This is a genomic window from Nocardiopsis sp. NPDC055879 (assembly GCF_053615935.1).
In genome coordinates, this window is sequence record NZ_JBSHCT010000019.1 from 1 (window position 1) to 18,534 (window position 18,534).

Annotated in this window: 10 protein-coding genes; 2 read left to right on the plus strand and 8 right to left on the minus strand. The window is 64.8% G+C overall.

The features are described 5' to 3' along the window. Positions 1–475 precede the first annotated feature (475 nt). Positions 476–640: an IS3 family transposase gene (locus ACWGKS_RS21800; RefSeq protein WP_452523702.1), complete on the plus strand. Its 165-nt coding sequence runs from the start codon at positions 476–478 to the stop codon at positions 638–640. A gap of 146 nt (positions 641–786) precedes the next feature. Continuing rightward, entirely contained in the window at positions 787–1,158 is a 372-nt protein-coding gene (locus ACWGKS_RS21805) for a hypothetical protein (protein ID WP_452523704.1), read from the plus strand. 576 nt (positions 1,159–1,734) lie between these two features. Here the strand turns inward: ACWGKS_RS21805 and ACWGKS_RS21810 are convergent. The 8 genes from ACWGKS_RS21810 to ACWGKS_RS21845 all read right to left on the minus strand — a co-directional run bounded on the left by ACWGKS_RS21810 (position 1,735) and on the right by ACWGKS_RS21845 (position 18,493). Next, positions 1,735–8,874 carry an RHS repeat-associated core domain-containing protein gene (locus ACWGKS_RS21810; RefSeq protein ID WP_452523955.1) on the minus strand — a complete coding sequence of 2,380 codons (7,140 nt, stop codon included), beginning with the start codon at positions 8,872–8,874 and terminating at the stop codon, positions 1,735–1,737. Between the two features lie 160 nt (positions 8,875–9,034). After that, on the minus strand, positions 9,035–12,511 hold the full coding sequence (locus tag ACWGKS_RS21815) for a LamG-like jellyroll fold domain-containing protein (protein WP_452523706.1): 3,477 nt from the start codon (positions 12,509–12,511) through the stop codon (positions 9,035–9,037). Between the two features lie 594 nt (positions 12,512–13,105). Further along, positions 13,106–14,746 (minus strand): recombinase family protein, encoded by a 1,641-nt coding sequence (locus ACWGKS_RS21820; protein ID WP_452523708.1) that lies wholly within the window; start codon positions 14,744–14,746, stop codon positions 13,106–13,108. 90 nt (positions 14,747–14,836) lie between these two features. Continuing rightward, positions 14,837–15,085, minus strand: a complete 249-nt coding sequence (locus tag ACWGKS_RS21825) for a hypothetical protein (protein ID WP_452523710.1) — start codon at positions 15,083–15,085, stop codon at positions 14,837–14,839. A gap of 126 nt (positions 15,086–15,211) precedes the next feature. Continuing rightward, entirely contained in the window at positions 15,212–15,649 is a 438-nt protein-coding gene (locus ACWGKS_RS21830; protein WP_452523711.1) for an XF1762 family protein, read from the minus strand. Next, a complete protein-coding gene (locus ACWGKS_RS21835) occupies positions 15,640–16,770 on the minus strand; it encodes a DNA cytosine methyltransferase (RefSeq protein WP_452523713.1) in 1,131 nt (376 codons plus the stop codon). The genes ACWGKS_RS21830 and ACWGKS_RS21835 overlap by 10 nt, the downstream gene beginning before the upstream one ends. After that, positions 16,767–17,636: a phosphoadenosine phosphosulfate reductase domain-containing protein gene (locus tag ACWGKS_RS21840; RefSeq protein WP_452523715.1), complete on the minus strand. Its 870-nt coding sequence runs from the start codon at positions 17,634–17,636 to the stop codon at positions 16,767–16,769. The genes ACWGKS_RS21835 and ACWGKS_RS21840 overlap by 4 nt, the downstream gene beginning before the upstream one ends. Beyond that, entirely contained in the window at positions 17,633–18,493 is an 861-nt protein-coding gene (locus tag ACWGKS_RS21845) for a hypothetical protein (RefSeq protein WP_452523717.1), read from the minus strand. Before ACWGKS_RS21845 ends, ACWGKS_RS21840 begins: the two co-directional genes overlap by 4 nt. Positions 18,494–18,534: the final 41 nt, after the last annotated feature.

Sequence of the window (18,534 nt, forward strand, 5' to 3'; positions counted from 1 at the left end):
AGGTCGGGCGTCGCGGCATGGGGCTCATGCTTGCGGCCTGACAGCAGCAGCGTGGGGGAAGTGCCCGGACCGTTACCCCTTCTCAAACACGCTCTCAAGAACAGGCATCACCATGCCGACAGGAACGAGGGGGATGGCGGAAGGCGATTCCAGCACACACCATAGTCTCCAACGCGCTCGGTACGAGGCACTCGAGCGTGAGGTGCGGGAGCTGCGCAGGGCCAACCCGATCTTGAAGTCAGCGTCGGCTTTCTTCTCGCCAATACCACAATGAAAGCAGACCCGACGGGGTTGGCCCATTTTTTCTCTGCCCCGCACTGCGGTGGTCTGTCCGCAATGTGCCGCCCCGCTGGGCCCTGCTTCGGGGCTCATGGGCGTGGCCTGATAGGATCCTGCCCGCTCAACCTGCCCGACTGAGGCGTGCCCGCCTGCGATTCCCGTCGCTTTGCCAGGAGTCGACAGGTGGGAGCTAACGATGACGGTGGTCGGGATCGCAGTGGCCGAGTACGTGGACTGGTTCAACCACCGTCGCTTGCACGGCGAGATCGGCCTGCTCCCGCCAGCGGAGTTCGAAGACAACTTCTACCAGCAGGCTTCGGCGTCCTTGGATACTGAAGCGTTGCTTCGGAGCCTCCAATAAAACCGGCACAAGACAGTTCCAAGTCCAGGGTGAAGTACCAACTCCCATGACCGCGCCTTGCCAACCCAGAGCAGCGCCCCTCTCTGGCCTTCGTGCCCTTGGTCCCTCGGCACCCGCACCGCTTGTACACCGAACCCGATCCGGACATGACCAACACCCCTGAAACCAGTGTCAGCCCTCAGGTGGAAGCAAGTACAGGCGTCCTACTCCAGCCCTCGACGAGTAACTCTCCAGGGTCACTCGTCTTCCCTTGGAAAAAACCTTCCAGTACACGCATCAAGGTCGCTCTGGTCAGGGCTTCCCACCATCAGGTTCCAACATCGCGACTGAGCATGCACCAACCCTGCTGTCCTTCTCTAGAAATGGTCGACCCGGCCACCAGTCTGAAAACCGTGCGCGAACCCGTGACCGAAAATAAGAGTTCTGGGCATATCGATCGCGTTAACTCGGCAAGCGAAGGCATCGCCCCGTTAAGCCATCAGATCCTGCTCAGAGATGATCACGACGGTGACCAGTGAGCCCTGACGACCCACGCGGGACTATCTCACTAAAATTACCCACCTTCCCCCCATTCGACAGAGGTGGACAAGCTAGGACCGGAAACAGATTTTGCACCAGCAGCATAAAGCATCCACCATAGCTCCTCAAATGGTACCACCGGCTCTCCGCGAGTATCTACGAATACACTCACATCACCCCCGCCTGGGATAACAACATCCCACCAAACCCAACTCCTATCCTCGGGGTCAAATAGCGATATCCATTCATGCACCCCCCAAACATCACCCTGGCGAGACCGGTAGTAGTTCTCGCAACCTTGCAACACGAAACCATCAGCCTCCTCCCCTTTGGGCTTAATATCATAAAAGGAAGAGAGAAACCACCCAGGAAGCGATGAGTAATCAAAGTATTCACGCTCAAAACCCTGAGTTGAACCAATAAATATCACTGAAGCCATCACCTCCCTGAGCCGACAAGCGTACTCCCCTGATTCCAATAGAGGACTTACGTTCATGCGAACCATCACAGGAGGAGCCCCTCCTTTCGGCCCAAAACGAACCCGTTCTAACTCATCCACGAAGATCCTTTCACTGTCACAAAAGCCTCCCACTGCCAGGAACAATTCTCGCCATGAAACCGTCAATCATCCCCGACGGTAATCCAACCAACCCCGGAGAAACCTTAGGATCAGAAAGCTCCGGAGAATTTCGGGATTCAATTTTCCAATCTTTCTTTGTGCCCGAATAACCCCTTGGCATGCGCTGAGGGAGAGCAGACCCAACAACACCGTCTACAACAGAACTAGGAACATCGAATGCAACGATGGTCCCCCCGGACCCGCGAAACCCCTGCGAATGACTTACGTCACCGCTCATATTCAGGTAAAGCCTTCCGTCCCCCTGGTGACTTACATTCCCACTCCCATTCACAGAAAGTCTCTGGCTGTCTGGGTGGTCCGTCTGTTTACGGTAAACAGTTGTATTACAGTTGTGGTTGAGGACATCCAGTGACCCAGCAGCCACGTGGTAGGTGTGAACGCCCTGCACGGTCAGGTTATGGACCGTCGCGCTCTGGGTCCAAGCCTGGATCGCGGAAACCTGCACCCAGGTCCCCGACGAGGTCTGCAACCACATACCCGGGGCCAGGTCGATCGCGTCCACCCACAACCCCAGGTCCGGAACCCAGAACGGGTGACCATCGGTCGCCACGATCACGTCCCCGGCCTCCACCGGGCCGGGAACACCCTCAGATTCCTCACCCGAACCCGCCTCGTCCCCTTCCGGGGCATCACGTTCGCTGGTCGGATCGATGGTGATCTGCACCAGGGCCTTGGCCCCCGAGCCCACGATGGTGGCCAACACCGTCCGAACCGACTGCTCCCCGGTTTCAGGGTCGGTGGCCAGGACCTTCTCACCGACATCGACGTCCTCGATCGGCTTGGGCGACCCGTCGGCCATCACCACCGCCGTGCCCGGAACGAAACTGTTCCCGATCGGACAACTCACGTTGTCGAGTTTGCGGTTGGCCCGGTTCAGGCCCTTGATCCCATCGATCAACTCACCACCCAGAGCGGAGATCCTGCGCCCCAACTCCGCGGCCTTACCCCACCGCAACCCGTACTTCGCGGCGATCTTGGCCGGCAGACCGCCCACGAACATCAACGCCACGTTGACCGCGGTCTCACCACACGCACCCAGATCACCGGTGGTGAAGCACTCCAACCCCGCGGTGATACCGAGCTCGTCGGCCACCAACTGCGCCAACCCGGTTGCGGCCTTGATCAGCTTCTGTTTGGCCTCGGCCTTCTCCATCTGCGCTTGACGCTGCTGACGCAGCGCTGCCTGCTGTGCCTGGTGCTCGCGCATGTACTGCCGCTGCTTGGCGGTGGTCCGCATCGGTGTCACGTTGTACCACTGCTCGACCACCGCACCATTGGCCGTGGAACGGATCGCCTTACCATCTGAGTGGGAGTACCAGTAGTGCTTGCCGTTGCGCTGTACCGGCGAGTAGATCAACGGGCGCCCGGTATCCGGGTTGACCCCGTCCACGATCAGGTAGGACGCCCGCCCGTCCGGGTCGGTGTAGGTGACCGGGCTGTTGTTGGCGTAGGCGTAACCGTGCATCTGTTGGTGGTCGGTCACGTCCAACACCGGGTCCACCGAGATGAACCGGCCCAGAGTGGAGTCATAGGCCCGCGCACCGATCTGGGTCAGCCCGGTGGAGGCATCGATGGTGCCGTTGGCGAAACCACGCTCGGCGGGCCAGTCCCCGGTGGAACCGCGCTGGGTTCCAAAGGCCGTCATGTGCCGGTGGGTGGCCTCACCGGTCCGTGCGTTCACCGCGACCTGGCCGGTTCCGTGTGGGTCGGCGTAGATCCACGACAGGGTGCCGTCGTTCTGGCGGACCGCGACCGCTTGCCCGGCGTGGGAGTAGAACCGGGTCGCCTCCTGGACCAGGGTCTCCTTGTCCAGACGCAGTTCCATACCCGGCAGGTACAGCGTGGTGGAGGTCGGGTCTTCACGGATCAGCCGCTGACCATCGGCGTCGTAGGTGTAGGAGGTCTGGGAGCCGTCCTCTTCCACGACGCGGGACAGGTTGCCTTCGGCGTCCCATTCCAGATCCTGTTCACGGGAGGCCGTGGTGCGACCGGTCATGTTCCCGGCCTCGTCGTAGGTGTACTCCTCCAGCCGATCACCGGCCGGGCCGGACTCCTCGACACTGGTCAGGGCCTGCGGAGCCACACCGGTGGCACCACCGTGATGGTAGGTGCGGGTGATGTCACCGCCCGGCTGTCCGTGTTGAACCTCGGTCTCACGGTTGCCGAGCTTGTCGTAGGTGTAGGAGTGCCAGTAGGGAGCGGCTCCACCCAGCGCGTCCGCCGAGGGTTGGTCGGCGCAGGCCTCCTCACCCGTGGCGTCGGGGGTCCACACTCCGGTCATGCGACGCATGTGGTCGTAGGTGAAGCACTGCACGTCCGCTTGGAGATGGTCGGCGGTGGGTTCGTCGCGCAGGTTGAGGACGTTGCCCGCGTCGTCGTAGGTGTAGTACTGGTGCACCAGTGACCCGGTGACTCCGCGCTCGGGCACCAGCGTGGTCTCGGTCGTTCTTCCGGTGGCTGGGTCCTGGTCACGGGTGATCCAGGTGGCGTGGGTGCCCGACGCCCCGATGTCCAGAGCGAGTTGGCGCAGTTCACCGGTATTGCTGTAGACGGTGTCGGTGACGTAGTCGGTGAACCCCGACATCTGGGTGGGCATGCCCAGCTCGTTGTAGCTGTAGCCGATGGTCTCCTGACCCAACCCGCCGGCGGCGGGCAGGGTCAGGGCGTGTACCGAACCATCGAGGTTGTACTGGGTGGAGAACCGGTAACGACCCGCCAACATGGGTTGGTCGGCGGGGATGCGGACCTCGGTGGTGGTGGGACGGTAGAACTGGTCGTACCTGACCACCGAGGTGGTGTAGGCGTTCCCGTCGACGTATCTGGTAGAGGAGGTCAGGTGACCCAGGGCACGGGTGTCGTAGAGCCACTCGGCCCGTTTGTCACCTTCGGGTGAGTCATCGTGCAGGGCGACCTGGCGGCCGATGTCGTCGTAGGTGTAGGCCAGGGTCTGGCCGCGGGCGTCGGTGGCCGAGACCATCTGGTCGAGCTCGTTGTAGCTCATCGTGGTGGTACCGGCGATCGGGTCGTCGGTACTCACCAGGCGCCCGCGCAGGTCGTAGGCGTGTTCCCAGACGTTGCCCTCGGGGTCGGTCACCGTGGCCAACGCATCGTTCTTGGCGTAGGTGTAAGTGATGGCGTCGTAGTCGCCTTCGGGCACCCCCTCGTGGTGGGTGCGTACCTCACTCAGGCGGCCTTGGGCGTCCACGATGGAGGTGGTGGCCACCGCACCATCGGCCGGGGTGACCAGGGTTCGATCGCCGTGGTGTTCGGTGCTGGTGCGCCAGCGTTCCTCCCCGAAGGCCACATGCAGGTTGTCGGTGACCCGGCCGGCGCCGTCGTAGAGGGTGACGGCCTGGCGGGGGATGTCGGCGTCGTTGTTGACGACGAAGAGGGTGTCTCCGGGGTCGTCCTCGTTGTAGTAGGCGTCCCTGGTCTTGACCTCGCGTCCGTGGGTGTCGTGGAAGGTGTCGGTCACCACACGTCCACCGCCCGGTGCCGGGCTCTGGGTCTGGCGTGGCCGGAGGAAGGCGTCGAAGATCTCGTAGCCGGTGACGTACTCGGTCGGGGTGCGCAGGGTGCGCGTGATGATCGAGGTGGGGGCGTCCTGGCGGACGTGGTATTCGAATTCGGCGGTGGGGGTGTGGGTGGCCTGGTCCCGGTCGGGAAGCCACACCTGGGTCATGCGCCCGAGCGGGTCGTAGGCCATGGTCATGGTGGCGCCGTTGGCGTCGGTCTCGGAGACGGGAAGTCCCCGTGAGGGGTCGACCGTGGTGGTCGTGGTGTGGCCGAGGGGGTTGGTCTCGGTGACCGATTCGGGAAGGCCTTCAGTGGTGAAGGTGTACTCGGTGGTGGTCACCCCTCCGGAGGCGTCGGTCTCGGAGATGGTGTTGCCGTAGGTGTCGAACTCGGTCTGGTCGACCGTCTGGTAGACGGGTTCACCCTCGGAGTAGGAGTCGAGTTTGCGGGTCTTGGTGGGCAGCCCGGTGGTGGGGGCGTCACCGTGGTCTCCGCCGTCGTAGAGGACGAGTTCGTCGGTGATGACGTCCTCGGGCCGATTCGGGGTGTCCTCGCAGTCCACTGCGAGGGTCTCGGCGCGGGAGACGAGGTTGAGGATCCAGGCGTCGGTGTTGCTGACGTAGGTGGTGTTGACGCACTTCTCGTCGCCTTGGACGTCGACGTCACCGTGGTCGCGGACGCGGGTGATGGCGCCGTCGTCGTTGATGGTGTTGTCGACCCTGGTCTGGCGCCAGGAATCATCGGCCAGGCGTGTGAGGCTGACGATTCGTTCGGTCTGGGTCCTGGTGGCGGTCTGTTCACCCCAGTCGTGGGTGACCTTGGCGGTCTCCCGCCACCAGGGGGTGCTGATCTCGCGGGTGATGTCCTGGCCGTCTTCACCGTCGCGGACGATCACCTCACGGACCATGCCGTGCAGTTCCTTGTGGTCGGTGTGTTCGACCCCGCGTGAGTCGGTGATGGAGACCGAACGTTTACCCGAGGGCAGTTTGTCCTCGTGCATGCCCTGGAAGTACAGGTATTCGGTCTCGGTGCGTTCTTCGTTTTCGTGGCCGCTGCGGACGATGACCCGTTCGTAGCCGCGCCAGTCCGCCCAGGTGCGGTACTTGTCCTTGACCATGCCGTCGGCCTCGGTGTAGCGCCAGGCCGGGGTTCCGACGTAGTCGTAGCCGGTGGTCATGGTCGGTTGGTCCGAGACCAGGTCCACTTCGTTGACTTCGGTGACCACGTACTTGTGGAACCAGTCGGTCAGTTCCACCCCGCCTTCGGGTGTCCACAGCACCGGATAGCAGCGCATGGTGTTCTCATGCGGTTTGGGGGTCTTACCGGGTTCGCATTCGGGTTGGGAGTAGGTGATGTCGAACTGGCCACCGGACTCGGTGTAGATCGAGGTGATGCGCCACCGGAGCATCGGAGCGATGTCGTCGGTGGGTGAGTCGACCCGGTTGGGCATCTGGGTGCCGGCGAAGCTGATCTTGGGTAGTGCTTCGGTGCCCTCGACCTTGCCGACGTGTTCGATGGAGTCCAGCCACAGGGTGGGACCGGTACCGTCCCCGGCTTCGGGGAAGGAGTGCTCCAGCTTCCAGGTGTCGACGTCGGTGTAGGAGTCTCCGTCGCGGATCTGGGTGGTGATGGCGTCGAGCTTCTTGGTGGACCAGAAGGTCGGCGAGTGACGCCCCGTACAGGACTGGCCCGTCTTGCAGTCCTGGTCCAGGGGCACGTCGGGCCAGTGCTCGGCGTTGCCGGAGGTGCGTTCGTCGGCGGCGCAGTCGAAGGAGTCGGTGACCAGACACCGTTCGGAGTCGGAGAACAGCACTCGGGCCGGGGCGGTGGCGTAGACGTCGCCCTTGCGCAACCCGTATTCGATGCGCTTGACGTTGGCGGCGCGTACGTAGGGGGTGGCGGTGTTGGTGAGGTTGCGGCCGTAGTGGTTGGTCTCGGCGTCGTAGTAGAACGTCATGACGTTGCCGTGCACGTCCACGACGTAGTCGAGGTTCCACTTGTAGGCCTGCTGGCACCAGGACTGGGAGAAGGTCGAGTCGTAGCAGGGCTGTCCAGTCTTGGCAGCGTAGACCGGCATGGTCTGAGCCGACTTGGTCTCGGGGTCGCCGCTGGACCAGCCGGGGAGGCGGTTGCGTCCGAAGAAGTACTGGGTGCCGTCGGGGGTGGTGACCTTCCAGTACTCGCCCTCGTGAGCGCCGTTGGTGGCACCGGTGAGGCGTTCGACCTTGGTGCCGTCGTCGTTGGACAGCCGGTAGGAACCATCGTCGTGCTTGACCAAGGCCCCGGAGTGGCCGGTCATCGACAGGGTGACGTTGTCGGTGTTCCAGCACAGGTCACCGGTCTTATGGCCGGAGTCCACACAGGCCGAATAGCGGCGTTCGATCGCGCCGGGGGCGTAGGCGAAACCGTCACCGATCCAGGAGGTCTGGTTGTTGGAGGTGGCGATGCGCCCATCGACTCCGCCGGAGGAGTAACCCAGGCCGATGGCCGGGTTGAGGTCGCTGGGGGCGGGTGGGGTGGCGAAGGAGTAGGACCAGGAGAAGTCACCGGACTGGTTGTTGACGTTCCAGCTGGAGGCCGCCGAGAGTTGGGTGGCACCATAGTCACCGTTTCCACCGGCCGGGGCAGCGGCCAAGGCCACCAGGGCGCCCTGGGGTGCGGCACTCACCTGCGCGGTGACGTGGTGTTTCTGAACATCGTTGGCCAGGAGTTCGGCCGAGTCGTGGGTGACGGTTTCCTCGGTGGCGCAGGAGTCGTCGAGCACGCATTCGTCGAGTTCGGTCAGGGTCAGGCGGGAGGCGTAGTCACCGCCGAAGGCCTCGGCGAAGTCGGAGTAGTCGATGCCGAGTTCGATCGGTGCGACGGTGGGTGAGTCATCGGTGCGGGTCACACGCAGCACAAGACCGTTGATCCCCGCGGTCTCGGCCTGGGCCTGGTCCAGGATCTCGATTTGGACGGACTCGACAGGTTCGGGTTCGGGGAGCTCGACCGGTTCGGCTGCTTCGGGGCTTGTGTGGGCCTGTGCTTCCTCATCAGGCCCTTCGCCCTCACCGGCAGCGGGTTCGGATCTCTGTTCCTGGTCGGTGGAGGAACCATCTCCGCCGTCGGATGCCTCGCCATCCGACTCTGCGGGAGTCGTTTCTTCGGTCGGTTCGGGTTCCCGCTCCGGCTCGGTTTCCTCGGATTCGACAGGCACGGGGTCATCGTCTGTTTCCTCGGCCCCGGACACGGCCTCTTCTTCGAGAATCCGCTCCCAGTATTCGGGAACCTGCCAGTCCTCGAACTCCTCCCCGGTGATGGCCCCCACCGTGACCGGTGAGTCCTCCTGGGCGCTGAGGCTCCTGGCCGTGCTCTGCCCCAGATCCACGTCGACGCTGGTGGCCTCGGGCCAGGTCACATCGGCCGGATCACTCATCGCGGCCTCGGCGACCGCGTTGTCCTCGGCCAAAGCCTGGGCGACCACGTCTTGCCCTTCGACGGAGGGTTGGTCGGCCACCTCCGGACGTGGATTGAAGGCGGTGGCCGACGCCGGAAGGGTGTTCAGTAGTCCGGCGATCATCACGAAGGCCACCGGGTAGAGGATGGCGCGGCGGATCGGCCCGGGTCGGGACGGGGAAGGGGTGTCACTGTGGGCGGTCACAGCAGGCCTCCTGTCACCCCGCCTTCGGGGCGGGGTGACGGTCACATGGGGAAGTAGGGGGTCGAGGGTGGAGCCCGGGTCAGAGCTGTGGGGTGGGGATCTGTCCCGCGTAGACCTGGGAGAGCTCGCGTTCATTGAGCACACCCTGGTAGGTGTGGGCGTCGTCGAGGTCACCGGTCCAGAAGTAGGTGTTGGACCCGCGATGCTGACCGCTGCCGATACGCACCGGACCGTCGGCGTGCCAGGCGTGGTCGACGGCCACCCGGGATTCCTCGAAGCCGTTGACGTAGAGGATCAACTGACCGTTGGTGTGGTCGTAGACCCCTGCCAGGTGCGCCCACTCCCCCAGTCGGGCGGGGGTAGTGGAGTAGGCGTAGGTCCAGCCGGCAGACCCGTCGGTGGGGGCGTCATCGTGCGGGGCCATCTTGAAGGTCCAGTTGCCGTTGGAGCCCTGGTAGCCCAGGTGGAACCCGCTCTGGAACTCGCCGGACTGGCTCAGGGCGGAGGTGTTGATGCCTTGACCGGTCTCGTCCAGGCGGACCCACGCGGCAACGGTGAAGCTGCGGTCGCTTTGGAGTGCGGGCCCGGTGGCCTGGAGGTATTCGTCGTCGCCGTTGAGCCGCACCCCGGGTGAGAGGGTGACGTCGTTCTCGGCTTGGTCCCACGCGGTGTCGGGGTCCGCGTGCAGGGTGGCGTTCAGGTCGTGGTCGGTGGAGTCGGCCACTTCGGTGCCCTGGTACTCGTCCAGCGCCCAGTGCCCTTCGGGTGCCAGGGGGCGGTTGGCCAGCGCCCAGACTTCGGAGTGTTCTTCGGCATCGGTGACGGTTTCGTCCAGCACCAGGCGGTCCCAGACCTTGACGTCGTCGATTGCCCCGGGCCAGTAGTAGTTGCCGGTGCCTTGGAACAGCGCGCGGCCGACCGTCAGGGGTCCGGTGGCGTTCCAGGAGCCGGTGTGGGTGGCCGATCCCTGGCGGATGCCGTCGACGTAGAGAACGATCTCGCCGGTTTCGGAGTCGTGGGTGCCCACCAGGTGGGTCCACACCCCGACCTCGGCCGGGGTGGAGGAGGTGATGGTGGCCCACTCCCGAGAGCCATCCCAGTACTGGTCTTGGGGTGACATCTTGAAGACCCACTCGCCGGTGTTGCCCTGGTAGCCCAGGTGGAAGGCGCTCTGTTCATCACCTTCTTGGGCTACGGCGGTGTGGTGGGCGTGGGCGCGGTCCAGTTTGACCCAGGTCGAGACCGAGAAGGTGCCGCTGGTGTCCACGGCCGGGTAGTCGGCGTTGATCTGGTCGTAGGGGCCGGGGTCCCCGTCGGTGTAGCCACGGGTGTGGACGGCGGTGCCGTTCAAACGGGGGATGGGGTTGGTATCGGGGTTGTCCACGGCGCCTACCCGGCCACGTACCCACTGCACTCCGTCGGAGAGGGTGGCGCCGCGGTCGGGGTCGATGGCGTCGACGGCACGATCGCCTTGGCCTTCGTCGAAGGTCAGGTGCGCGACCGGGTCGCTGGGGGGTGCGACCAGGAAGGTGTAGGCCAGGACACAGTCGGAGGAGTTACCGAAGGCGTCGACGGTGCGGGCGTAGATCCGGTTGGGGCCTTCCAAGCGGGGAGTGAGGGTGACGGTGACCGAACCGCCTGGGGTGTCGGTGTCGATCTCGTTGACGCAGGAGTCGTCGTTGAGGGCGTACTTGTAGCCGGTGGCGTCATCCACCCCGTTGTTGGCGAAGGTGAACTCTCCGGGCAGGCCGGGGGAACCATGGAAGATGTCACCTGCCGGGTAGTCGGTGGAGGTCACTTCGGGGCCGGTGTCGGGGCGGTCGGTGCTGATCATGAGGTAGCAGTGGGTGGACCAGCCCGACCAGGAAACGCCGTCGTTGGCGTTGGTTCGGTAGGCGATGAGCACGTTCTCGGGCAGGGTTCCCGATCGCACCGATTGGAAGGAGCCCGAGGACCACACGGCGATGTCGGTCATGGCGGTGTCCACGTCATCGACGCGTTCGCCGTCCACCCACCAGGCGAAGCGGGTCTTGACCTTCTGGCGACTGGCGGAGGTGGAGTCGCGGTCACGGACGTAGGCGGTGAAGGTGGGGCGGGTCTGGTTGATCAGCCGAGGGTTGTCGGGGTCGGTGGCGCACGGTCCGCCGTGGGAGTCCGACAGGCGGGTCGGGGTCTGGGGTGGGTTGTTGTAGTCCACCTGCAGGGTGGGGTTGGAGGCGAAGCGACGCCAGTCGTGGTTGCTGGAGGAGCGGGTCTCGTTACCGCGCAACCCCAGGGTGGTGGTGGCGTTGCCGGCGTCGCGGCTCCACACGTATCCGGTGGTGGCGTTGAACTCCACCGTCGGGGAGGCTCCGCCCGAGCAGTTCGAGCGTCCGGCGTTGATGGTGCGGGTGTCCAGCTTCGTACGCCAGGCCGAGGTCTGGGAGTTCCAGGTGGTGGAGGAGGTGATGGCGTTGGTGCGCCACAGCTCCACCTTTGCGTTGGTGCACCCGTAGGCGTGGGTGACCTTGGCGCGGAAGGTGGCTCTGGTGATGTCGGCGTTGCGGGTACGGGAGTCGATGCTGAAGCGCCAGAACGCTCGTTTGGTAGTGCCCTGGGCCGGTTCGTATCCCACACCGGGGGTGTGGGAGGTGGAGTAGTTCCAGTACGACTGGGTGGGGTAGCTGCGGTTGACGTAGGTGCGGCCCACCCTGCTGACCGCCACGGAAGGGTCGATGTAGACCGGGTACTGGGTGGCTTCGTCGGTGAGCATCCCTGTGTCAGGCACCAGACGGATGCTGTCGGGGGTCATATCCACCTCCACCAGGGCGGTACGCGCTCCGGTGGGGGCCATATCGGTGGCGTCCTCGAGCGCTTCCTCTCCTGAGGAGTCCCACATCGCGGGGGCGATCGCGCTGAACACGCTCTCTTGGCCCTTGTCTCCGATGGCGTCCAGGTTGCCGTGCTCACCCAAGCGCATGGTGACGCCTTCGGTGGCCAGGCCCAGTTCCAGGTCGGCCAGTTGCTCGTGTTGGGCCGCCTCCGGGGTGTGCACCACCAGCACCTGTCCGAACCCGTCGACCCCCGCGGTCAGCACCAGATCCACGTCGGGCAGGACATCGGGGTAGGTCGCCTTGTCCCCTTCGAGCACCGGGGTGGGTAGTGACTCGTGCCAGCCCAAAGCGACAGAGTTGGAGCCCAGACCGATACTCGCCAACGTCGTGTCACCACCACCGGAGAAGACGATGTCGGCCACGGCCGCCCTGGGGCGCGCGTTGCCTTCGGAGTCGATGACCAGGTCGGTGTCGACCGGGGTCCAACCGTTGTCGTCACGCACACGAACCGGGTGGGCGTTCTGCTCCATGGTGAAGCTGCCGTCGGGGTTGGCCACATGGCGTGTGGTCTCGGTGGTGGCCCCGGCGATCTCCACCGGTTCCCCGGTCTCTTGGGCCTGCGCGATGGCGGCTTGCTCGAAGAGTGCCTCAGTGGAGATCGAACCCTCATCCGAAGGCTGGTCCGGCTCTTCGCCGGCGTGTGCGGTCGAATGCAGGAGGGGAATGACCAGCACTGTCGACATGAGGGCAGCGGTCGCTGCCTGCACGGCGCGGGACATGGCGGTGTGCTCTCTAGGCTCAGGCGGGGGATGGACGAGTTGCGGGATGCGCCCCGATCGCGGGGCGGCCTCGTCCGTGGTCCTGAAACCGAAAGGGAAGTTAGAAGGCGAATCCGAACAAAAAGTCTGTGACTAACTTCACTGAAACTGGCTCCTGGTCTAGTGAGCTGGAGCTCTCCCCCAAGAGCACGCTTCTCGATGTGCGCATGGCCGAGATCGGACAGATGAGCGAGGTTTGAAGCTCACCCCATGACCATCAACATGGTTGGCCTGCTGTTTCATACGGAGGAGGATGCATCAGAAGGCGAAGAGAGCCAGATACCGAGTCCCGTCGGACGGACTGATGGAGACAACCTCTTCCAGGAGAGACGGTGTGATGCTCGCCTGGGAGAATGATGGCGTGGACAGCCTGGCACGACCTTTGCGGTTCCGCTGTCCACTACTTCGCCGTGAACAGGGGTGGCTGATCCACGGCCTACGAAGTTCTCGTGAGGCGCCATCGGACACCACCATCAGCCTGTGTGCTCCGTTTGTGCTCCGCAGTTTTGGACCGGGACGTCAGTAGACGGCACGACGTGGCACGGGATGGCATCCTGATTCGGATGGTGCGGGACGGGATGGTACGTAGCGGCACGTGACGGTACGTGACCATGGAACTTCTAATCCGACGGTCGCAGGTTCGAATCCTGCCGGGTGCGCCACTCCAGACATTGCGCGAACCTTCTCCTCCGAGGAGGAGAGGTCCGCGTTCATGCTGGTGGGAACCCTGAAGACGGGTTGGATTCGCCGGGGACCAGTGATACGGACTTCGGCGACCAAGTTCTGCACCAGATTCTTCTTCGTCGCCGGATTGCCGTTGGCGAAGGCCTGCCGTATCTGCGTACGCATCGCGATGATCTCCTCTTCGGTCGGCCCCTCATGCGGGGACTCAAACAGCTCGGTCAGTTCACTCTCCCTATGGCGCAGCCGTGCCACCGTGGCAGCGAGATCGCTCAAACGCGGTCCGCACACCGACTCGGGCATGGTCCCCGCTTCGAAAGCCCGTAGATACCGCTCGATGGAAGCTTCAGCACTCGCCAGTTCGCTCCGCACCGCAGCGCGCTCGGCGACATGTTGTTCCTTCATCTGGTCGTGACGCTCAGCAACCCCACGGATCGCTTCGTCCATCAGGTCACTGCGCTCATAGGTGGCCAGCAGGGCCTCGACGACGGCCTCCTCTAGTTGATCGGCGGGCAACCGGTCAGCGGCGCAGGTCTTCTTGCCGTAGCGCAACCGTGAGTAGCAGGTGTAGTACCGGTATCGGTACTTGTTGCCGTTGGCCGCGTTGCCCAGGTAGTGCTTGTCGCAGAGCGGGCAGGTGATTCGCCCCGACATCAGGTAGTCGGAAGAGTTGCCCGCCCGTTTGGTGTGGTCCTCACCCCGAACACGCAAGATCTCTTGAGCGGCCTCGAAGATCGAGGTATCGACCAGGGCGGGGTGGGAGCTGGGATAGTAGGCCTCACGAAAGAACACCTCTCCCACGTAGGCGCGGTTGCGCAGGACGGTGAGTACCGCGTCCCGGCTCCAAGGTCTACCGTTCTTGGTTCGGTGCCCGTGGTCGTTGAGCTGGGTGGCGATCTCCTTGGCCCCCACGCGTTTGTGTACGTAGGTATCGAAGATGCGCGGCGGAATGGGGGCTTCGTCTTCCTTAACGATGAGTTTCCCGGTGTCGGCGTCCACCAGGTAACCGTGTGGACGGGATCCGCCGCACCACTCACCGCGTGCGGCCTTGCGTTCCATGCCGTTGATGACGCGATCGATGATGGTGGCGCGCTCGAACTCAGCGAAAACCGCGAGCATCTGTACCATCATCCGCCCCGCCGGGGTGGTGGTGTCGAAGGGTTCGGTGGCCGAGCGGAAGGCCACCCCGGCCGAGTCCAGCTCATCGAGTAGGTGGGCCAGTCCGCGTACGGAGCGCGAGAAGCGGTCCACTCGGTAGACCAGCACCAGGTCGAAGCGCCCCGCGCGTGCGGCTGCCAAGAGCCTGGCCAACTTGGGCCGGTCGGTGGTGGCCCCGGATGCCTGCTCTGGCACCACCGTGACCAGTTGCCAGTCCTCTTGGCTTTGGATATAGGCGCGAAGCTTGGTTTCCTGGGCCTCCAGCGAGAATGGCTGACGTTCCTCGTCTGTGGAGATGCGGATGTAGATCGCGACCCTCATGGGCCCGTGTCCTTTCTCAACTCTCAACCCCAAAGAGGGCGCGTACGCTTATCTGCCACGCCACGTACTCACCCCCTGGGATGGGTCGGCTCAGCGTTCGCTCTCGTGGTCGAGGTGGTGAGTCAACAGCTCGGTCAGTGCCTGCACGGCGACGGTGCGTTGGTGGGGCGTGAGCTCCACGATCTGCGCGGGTTCGACCTCGAAGGCTTCGGTACGTGCGCCCTTACCGTGCGGGCGCCGGCTTTCGTGCGTGTTCGTGGGCCTTTCAGGATAGGCCCCGCCATCACTCTGAATGTCGTGTTTTAGCTGGTCAGGGGCATAATCTTCCTGTTCGGCCATAGGGGTGTCACCTTTACGTAAGGGTCGCGGATGGTGGCTTGTGGCGTTGTCGTTCGGCATCGCGCGGCAATGCCGCGACAAGTGACCAGCCGGGCACGTCAACGGGGCAACGGAGTTGATGGAGCGTCATGGCGCCTGCCAACGGATCCTCGAAACTCCTTCGGTCCGTGGCCGCCGGGGTGAATGCCAGTCTTCCCGGGGAGGCAGTGCCGCGACTGGCTGCCATCCGGCCGCCCGCAGGGAGGCCCCGGTTTCGTCGGCGCGGGTGTAGGTGACCAGACGCCGATAGGCCAAAGCTCGGGCAGCACGCGCCGACGCTCCGTAGAGCATTGAGCAGGCGTTGTGCGTGCCGTCGCTGGCGAGTCGGGTGACTTCAAGGGTGAGACCGTCATCGAGGCCCCGCGCGACCGGTCGTCCGGCCATGGCGACGGCAACGAGCACGCCCTCGTCATCGAGGGCACCAAGACTGAACTTGTGGCCCGGTGGCGCTTTCAAATGCCGGTGCCAGACCTCGATGAAGGCCTTCGCTTCGGCGAATGGCAACGGCACCAGCGTCAGTCCCATGCCGCATCCCCCGGTCCGGTGTGGGTGGCTTCTGAGAGCAAGTGCCGAACGGCAACGGTGGCTTGTTGCGGCACTACACCGTTGCCGAGGGTGCGGATCTGCGCCGAGTGCGGCATGCCGAGGTGTGGGTCGGTGACCCATCCGGCGGGCAGGCCCATCATCCACTCGACGAAGGTGGCACTCAGTCGGGGTTGTCCTCGGGTGCCGGTCTCGGTGGGTGGGGGCGCCGCTCTGCCGAGCACCGTTTCCCAGTGCCGGATGGCCGGTTCGTGGTCTCCCCATGCGTACGCGAACGGGGTGGAGCATGGCCGTCGGTGTCGGTGGTCATGGCGATGGCCGCGCAGGGCAGTGTGAGGCGCCCGTTTGAATCGTTCCGGTGGGAGATCCCCCTGGTTCCGTCGCTCGCGCAGGGCGTGGGCAACAGACGTTCGAGCGAGCGAGCGCGGCATCCGGGGGTGTGCGCACTGCGGATGGGTGCGTACGCGGGGGTATGGGGTGGGCAGCAGAGCACATCGCCGAGCCGAATCTGTTGGCCCCGTTCGCGGCGTTCCTCGGGTGTGAGACGACCACTGTTTCCGCCACTGGTGTACGGGGTGGGCAACAACGAACACCCTCTCCCTCCGGTGGGGTGCTCCGATGTCGCCGGCGCGTACGCAGCACCAGCGTGCGTCATACCCCGTGCGGGCCAGGTCCGCGAGTACGCGGTCGAAGCCTCGGCCTTTCCACCGGAGAGCGGGAACGTTCTCCAGCACGAGTAGGTGTGGTCGAAGATGGCGAACGGCTTCCATGACGTACATCCACACACTGGATCGGGTTCCTTTCTCGATACCGGCCCCTTTGCCGGCGGCGCTGATGTCCTGGCAGGGGAAGCCCGCAGTGATCACGTCGACCGGTTCTACGTGTGGCCAGTGCACGGAGGCGAGGTCACCGAGGTTGGGGACCATGGGAAAACGGTCTACCAGGAGCCTGGTGACGTAAGGGTCGTTGTCGGCGGCCCAGGACAGACCCGTGGTGCCGCTCAGTGCTGCGGCCACACCCATGTCGAGCCCGGCATAGCCGGTGCACAGCGAACCGATCGACACCGAGCGCTCAAGGGCGACTGTGGGCCGGGTGGTGATCACTGGGCATCACCGCCCTGTGCCGGTTCCTGGGCGGTATCGCCGCGGCAGGACCAGGGCGAGCACCCTTCCGGTTCGGGGCCGTTGTCGATGCCGAGGTCGACCTCCGCCAGGGGGCGGCGGGAGGAGTGCAGGTAGTAGGTGCCGCGCAGCGGCATACCACGCTTGGCCGCTGCCGGGTTCCCATGCCGGATCGCGGCATCGAAGTCGACCGCGTCGGCGAACGCCTCAGGTTCGGTTGCCGCGAGTTCGGCCCAGGTGGTGTTGGACCGGTAGGGGCAGCCGATACAGGCCGAGCGTGGGGTGGTGCCCCATCCGTGGGTGGTCAGGTACTCGCGGCAGTCCTGGCGGGTCCATCCCAAGTCCAGCAAGGGGAAGACGTTGCGCAGGTACTGGACGTCGGCGTCCTTGGCCCGGTGGACCTCATCGGCACTGATCCCGATCGCTTGAGTGGCGTATACCCCGGCCGGTACTCGTGCGGGGTGGGGGTAGTCCAGCAGGTGGCGGGCTTGGCGTTTGAGCGGTCGGACCTTGTACTCGCCTGTGCATTGCCGGCGGGCCATGCCGCGCTGTCCTTCGGAGCCCCGTACGAACAAGGGCATCGAGGCGAATCGGTGCCGCTCGTCCAAGGCATCGTCACGGATGTTGCCATTGCTGACGCGGATGATGGGGATGCCCGCTTCAGCGGCGGTGTGTTCCAGCCGTTCCAGGTGGTCGTAGACCTGGCGAGGCTCCCATCCGGTGTCGGCGAACAGAGCGTAATCGAATTTGGGGATGGCGCCTTGGGTTGCGAGCAGGAGCAGGGTGGTGGATTGGACCCCGGCACCCAGGGAGAGCAGTCGCAGGGTCGGCTGCGTGGTGGCGCTCATCGGTTGCCGCCCCTCTGCTCCGAGTCGCCGGACCCGTTACCGCGGCACGCCCACGGCGTGCAGGCGTTGAGCTCGGAACCGTTGGGCTCGGTCAGGTCGACCTGGTCCAGGGGGACGCGGTCCGGATGCAGGTAGTACGTGGTGCCGGGCGGCATGCCGTGCCGTGCCGAGTTGGGGTGGCCGTGCCGCAAAGTCACGTCCACCGCAACCGCTTCGGCGAACGTTGCCGGGTCGTTCTCTCGCAGGTACTGCCAGGAGCGGTTGGAGCGCATCGGGCAGGCGACGCATGCCAGGTCGAGTTCTGCGGGGAGTTCGTGGTGGGCCAGGAACGCGGCGCAGTCGGCGTCGGTCCATCCGATCTCGATCAGCGGGTGCCGCAAGCGGACGTAGCGCGGACCGGTCGAGGGCGGGGCTTGGGACTGGCCGAGGGTGGGGCCGGTGGCGCACTCGGCCACGATCTGGTCGGGGACCGGGCTGGGACGCGGATACCCAAGAAGGTGACGCACGATCCCGGTGAGGGCTACGCCTTGGCGGCGTACGCACCCGTGTGGCAACTGGCCGGGGGCTCCGTCAGGAGTGAGGGTGAACAGCGGCAACGGCAACACCGCGCCGTCGAGGCTGGCCTGGACCGGGTTACCGGCCTTGACCGGGGTCCAGGCCATTCCCGCTGCGGTGGCCATCCGCCGCAGGGCGGCCAAGGGTCGGTGGATCTGGGTGAGGTTCTTGCCGGTGTCGGGGACCAGAACGGCATGGAACGCGGGGATCGCACCGTGGGCGGCCAAGACGAGCAGGGTCGTCGCCCCGGGGCCACCATCGATCAGAAGTACCCGTGTGTGGGGTGGTGGGTGGTGGGTCATAGGTGGGTGGTCGGCTGGATGTCGAACGCGCCTCACTATCA

Excerpts from the sequence above, each read along its gene's own strand:
- ACWGKS_RS21800 (WP_452523702.1), top strand. The coding sequence starts at position 476 with ATGACGGTGGTCGGGATCGCAGTGGCCGAGTACGTGGACTGGTTCAAC.
- ACWGKS_RS21805 (WP_452523704.1), top strand. The coding sequence starts at position 787 with ATGACCAACACCCCTGAAACCAGTGTCAGCCCTCAGGTGGAAGCAAGT.
- ACWGKS_RS21810 (WP_452523955.1), bottom strand. The coding sequence starts at position 8,874 with ATGATCGCCGGACTACTGAACACCCTTCCGGCGTCGGCCACCGCCTTC.
- ACWGKS_RS21815 (WP_452523706.1), bottom strand. The coding sequence starts at position 12,511 with ATGTCGACAGTGCTGGTCATTCCCCTCCTGCATTCGACCGCACACGCC.
- ACWGKS_RS21820 (WP_452523708.1), bottom strand. The coding sequence starts at position 14,746 with ATGAGGGTCGCGATCTACATCCGCATCTCCACAGACGAGGAACGTCAG.
- ACWGKS_RS21825 (WP_452523710.1), bottom strand. The coding sequence starts at position 15,085 with ATGGCCGAACAGGAAGATTATGCCCCTGACCAGCTAAAACACGACATT.
- ACWGKS_RS21830 (WP_452523711.1), bottom strand. The coding sequence starts at position 15,649 with ATGGGACTGACGCTGGTGCCGTTGCCATTCGCCGAAGCGAAGGCCTTC.
- ACWGKS_RS21840 (WP_452523715.1), bottom strand. The coding sequence starts at position 17,636 with ATGAGCGCCACCACGCAGCCGACCCTGCGACTGCTCTCCCTGGGTGCC.
- ACWGKS_RS21845 (WP_452523717.1), bottom strand. The coding sequence starts at position 18,493 with ATGACCCACCACCCACCACCCCACACACGGGTACTTCTGATCGATGGT.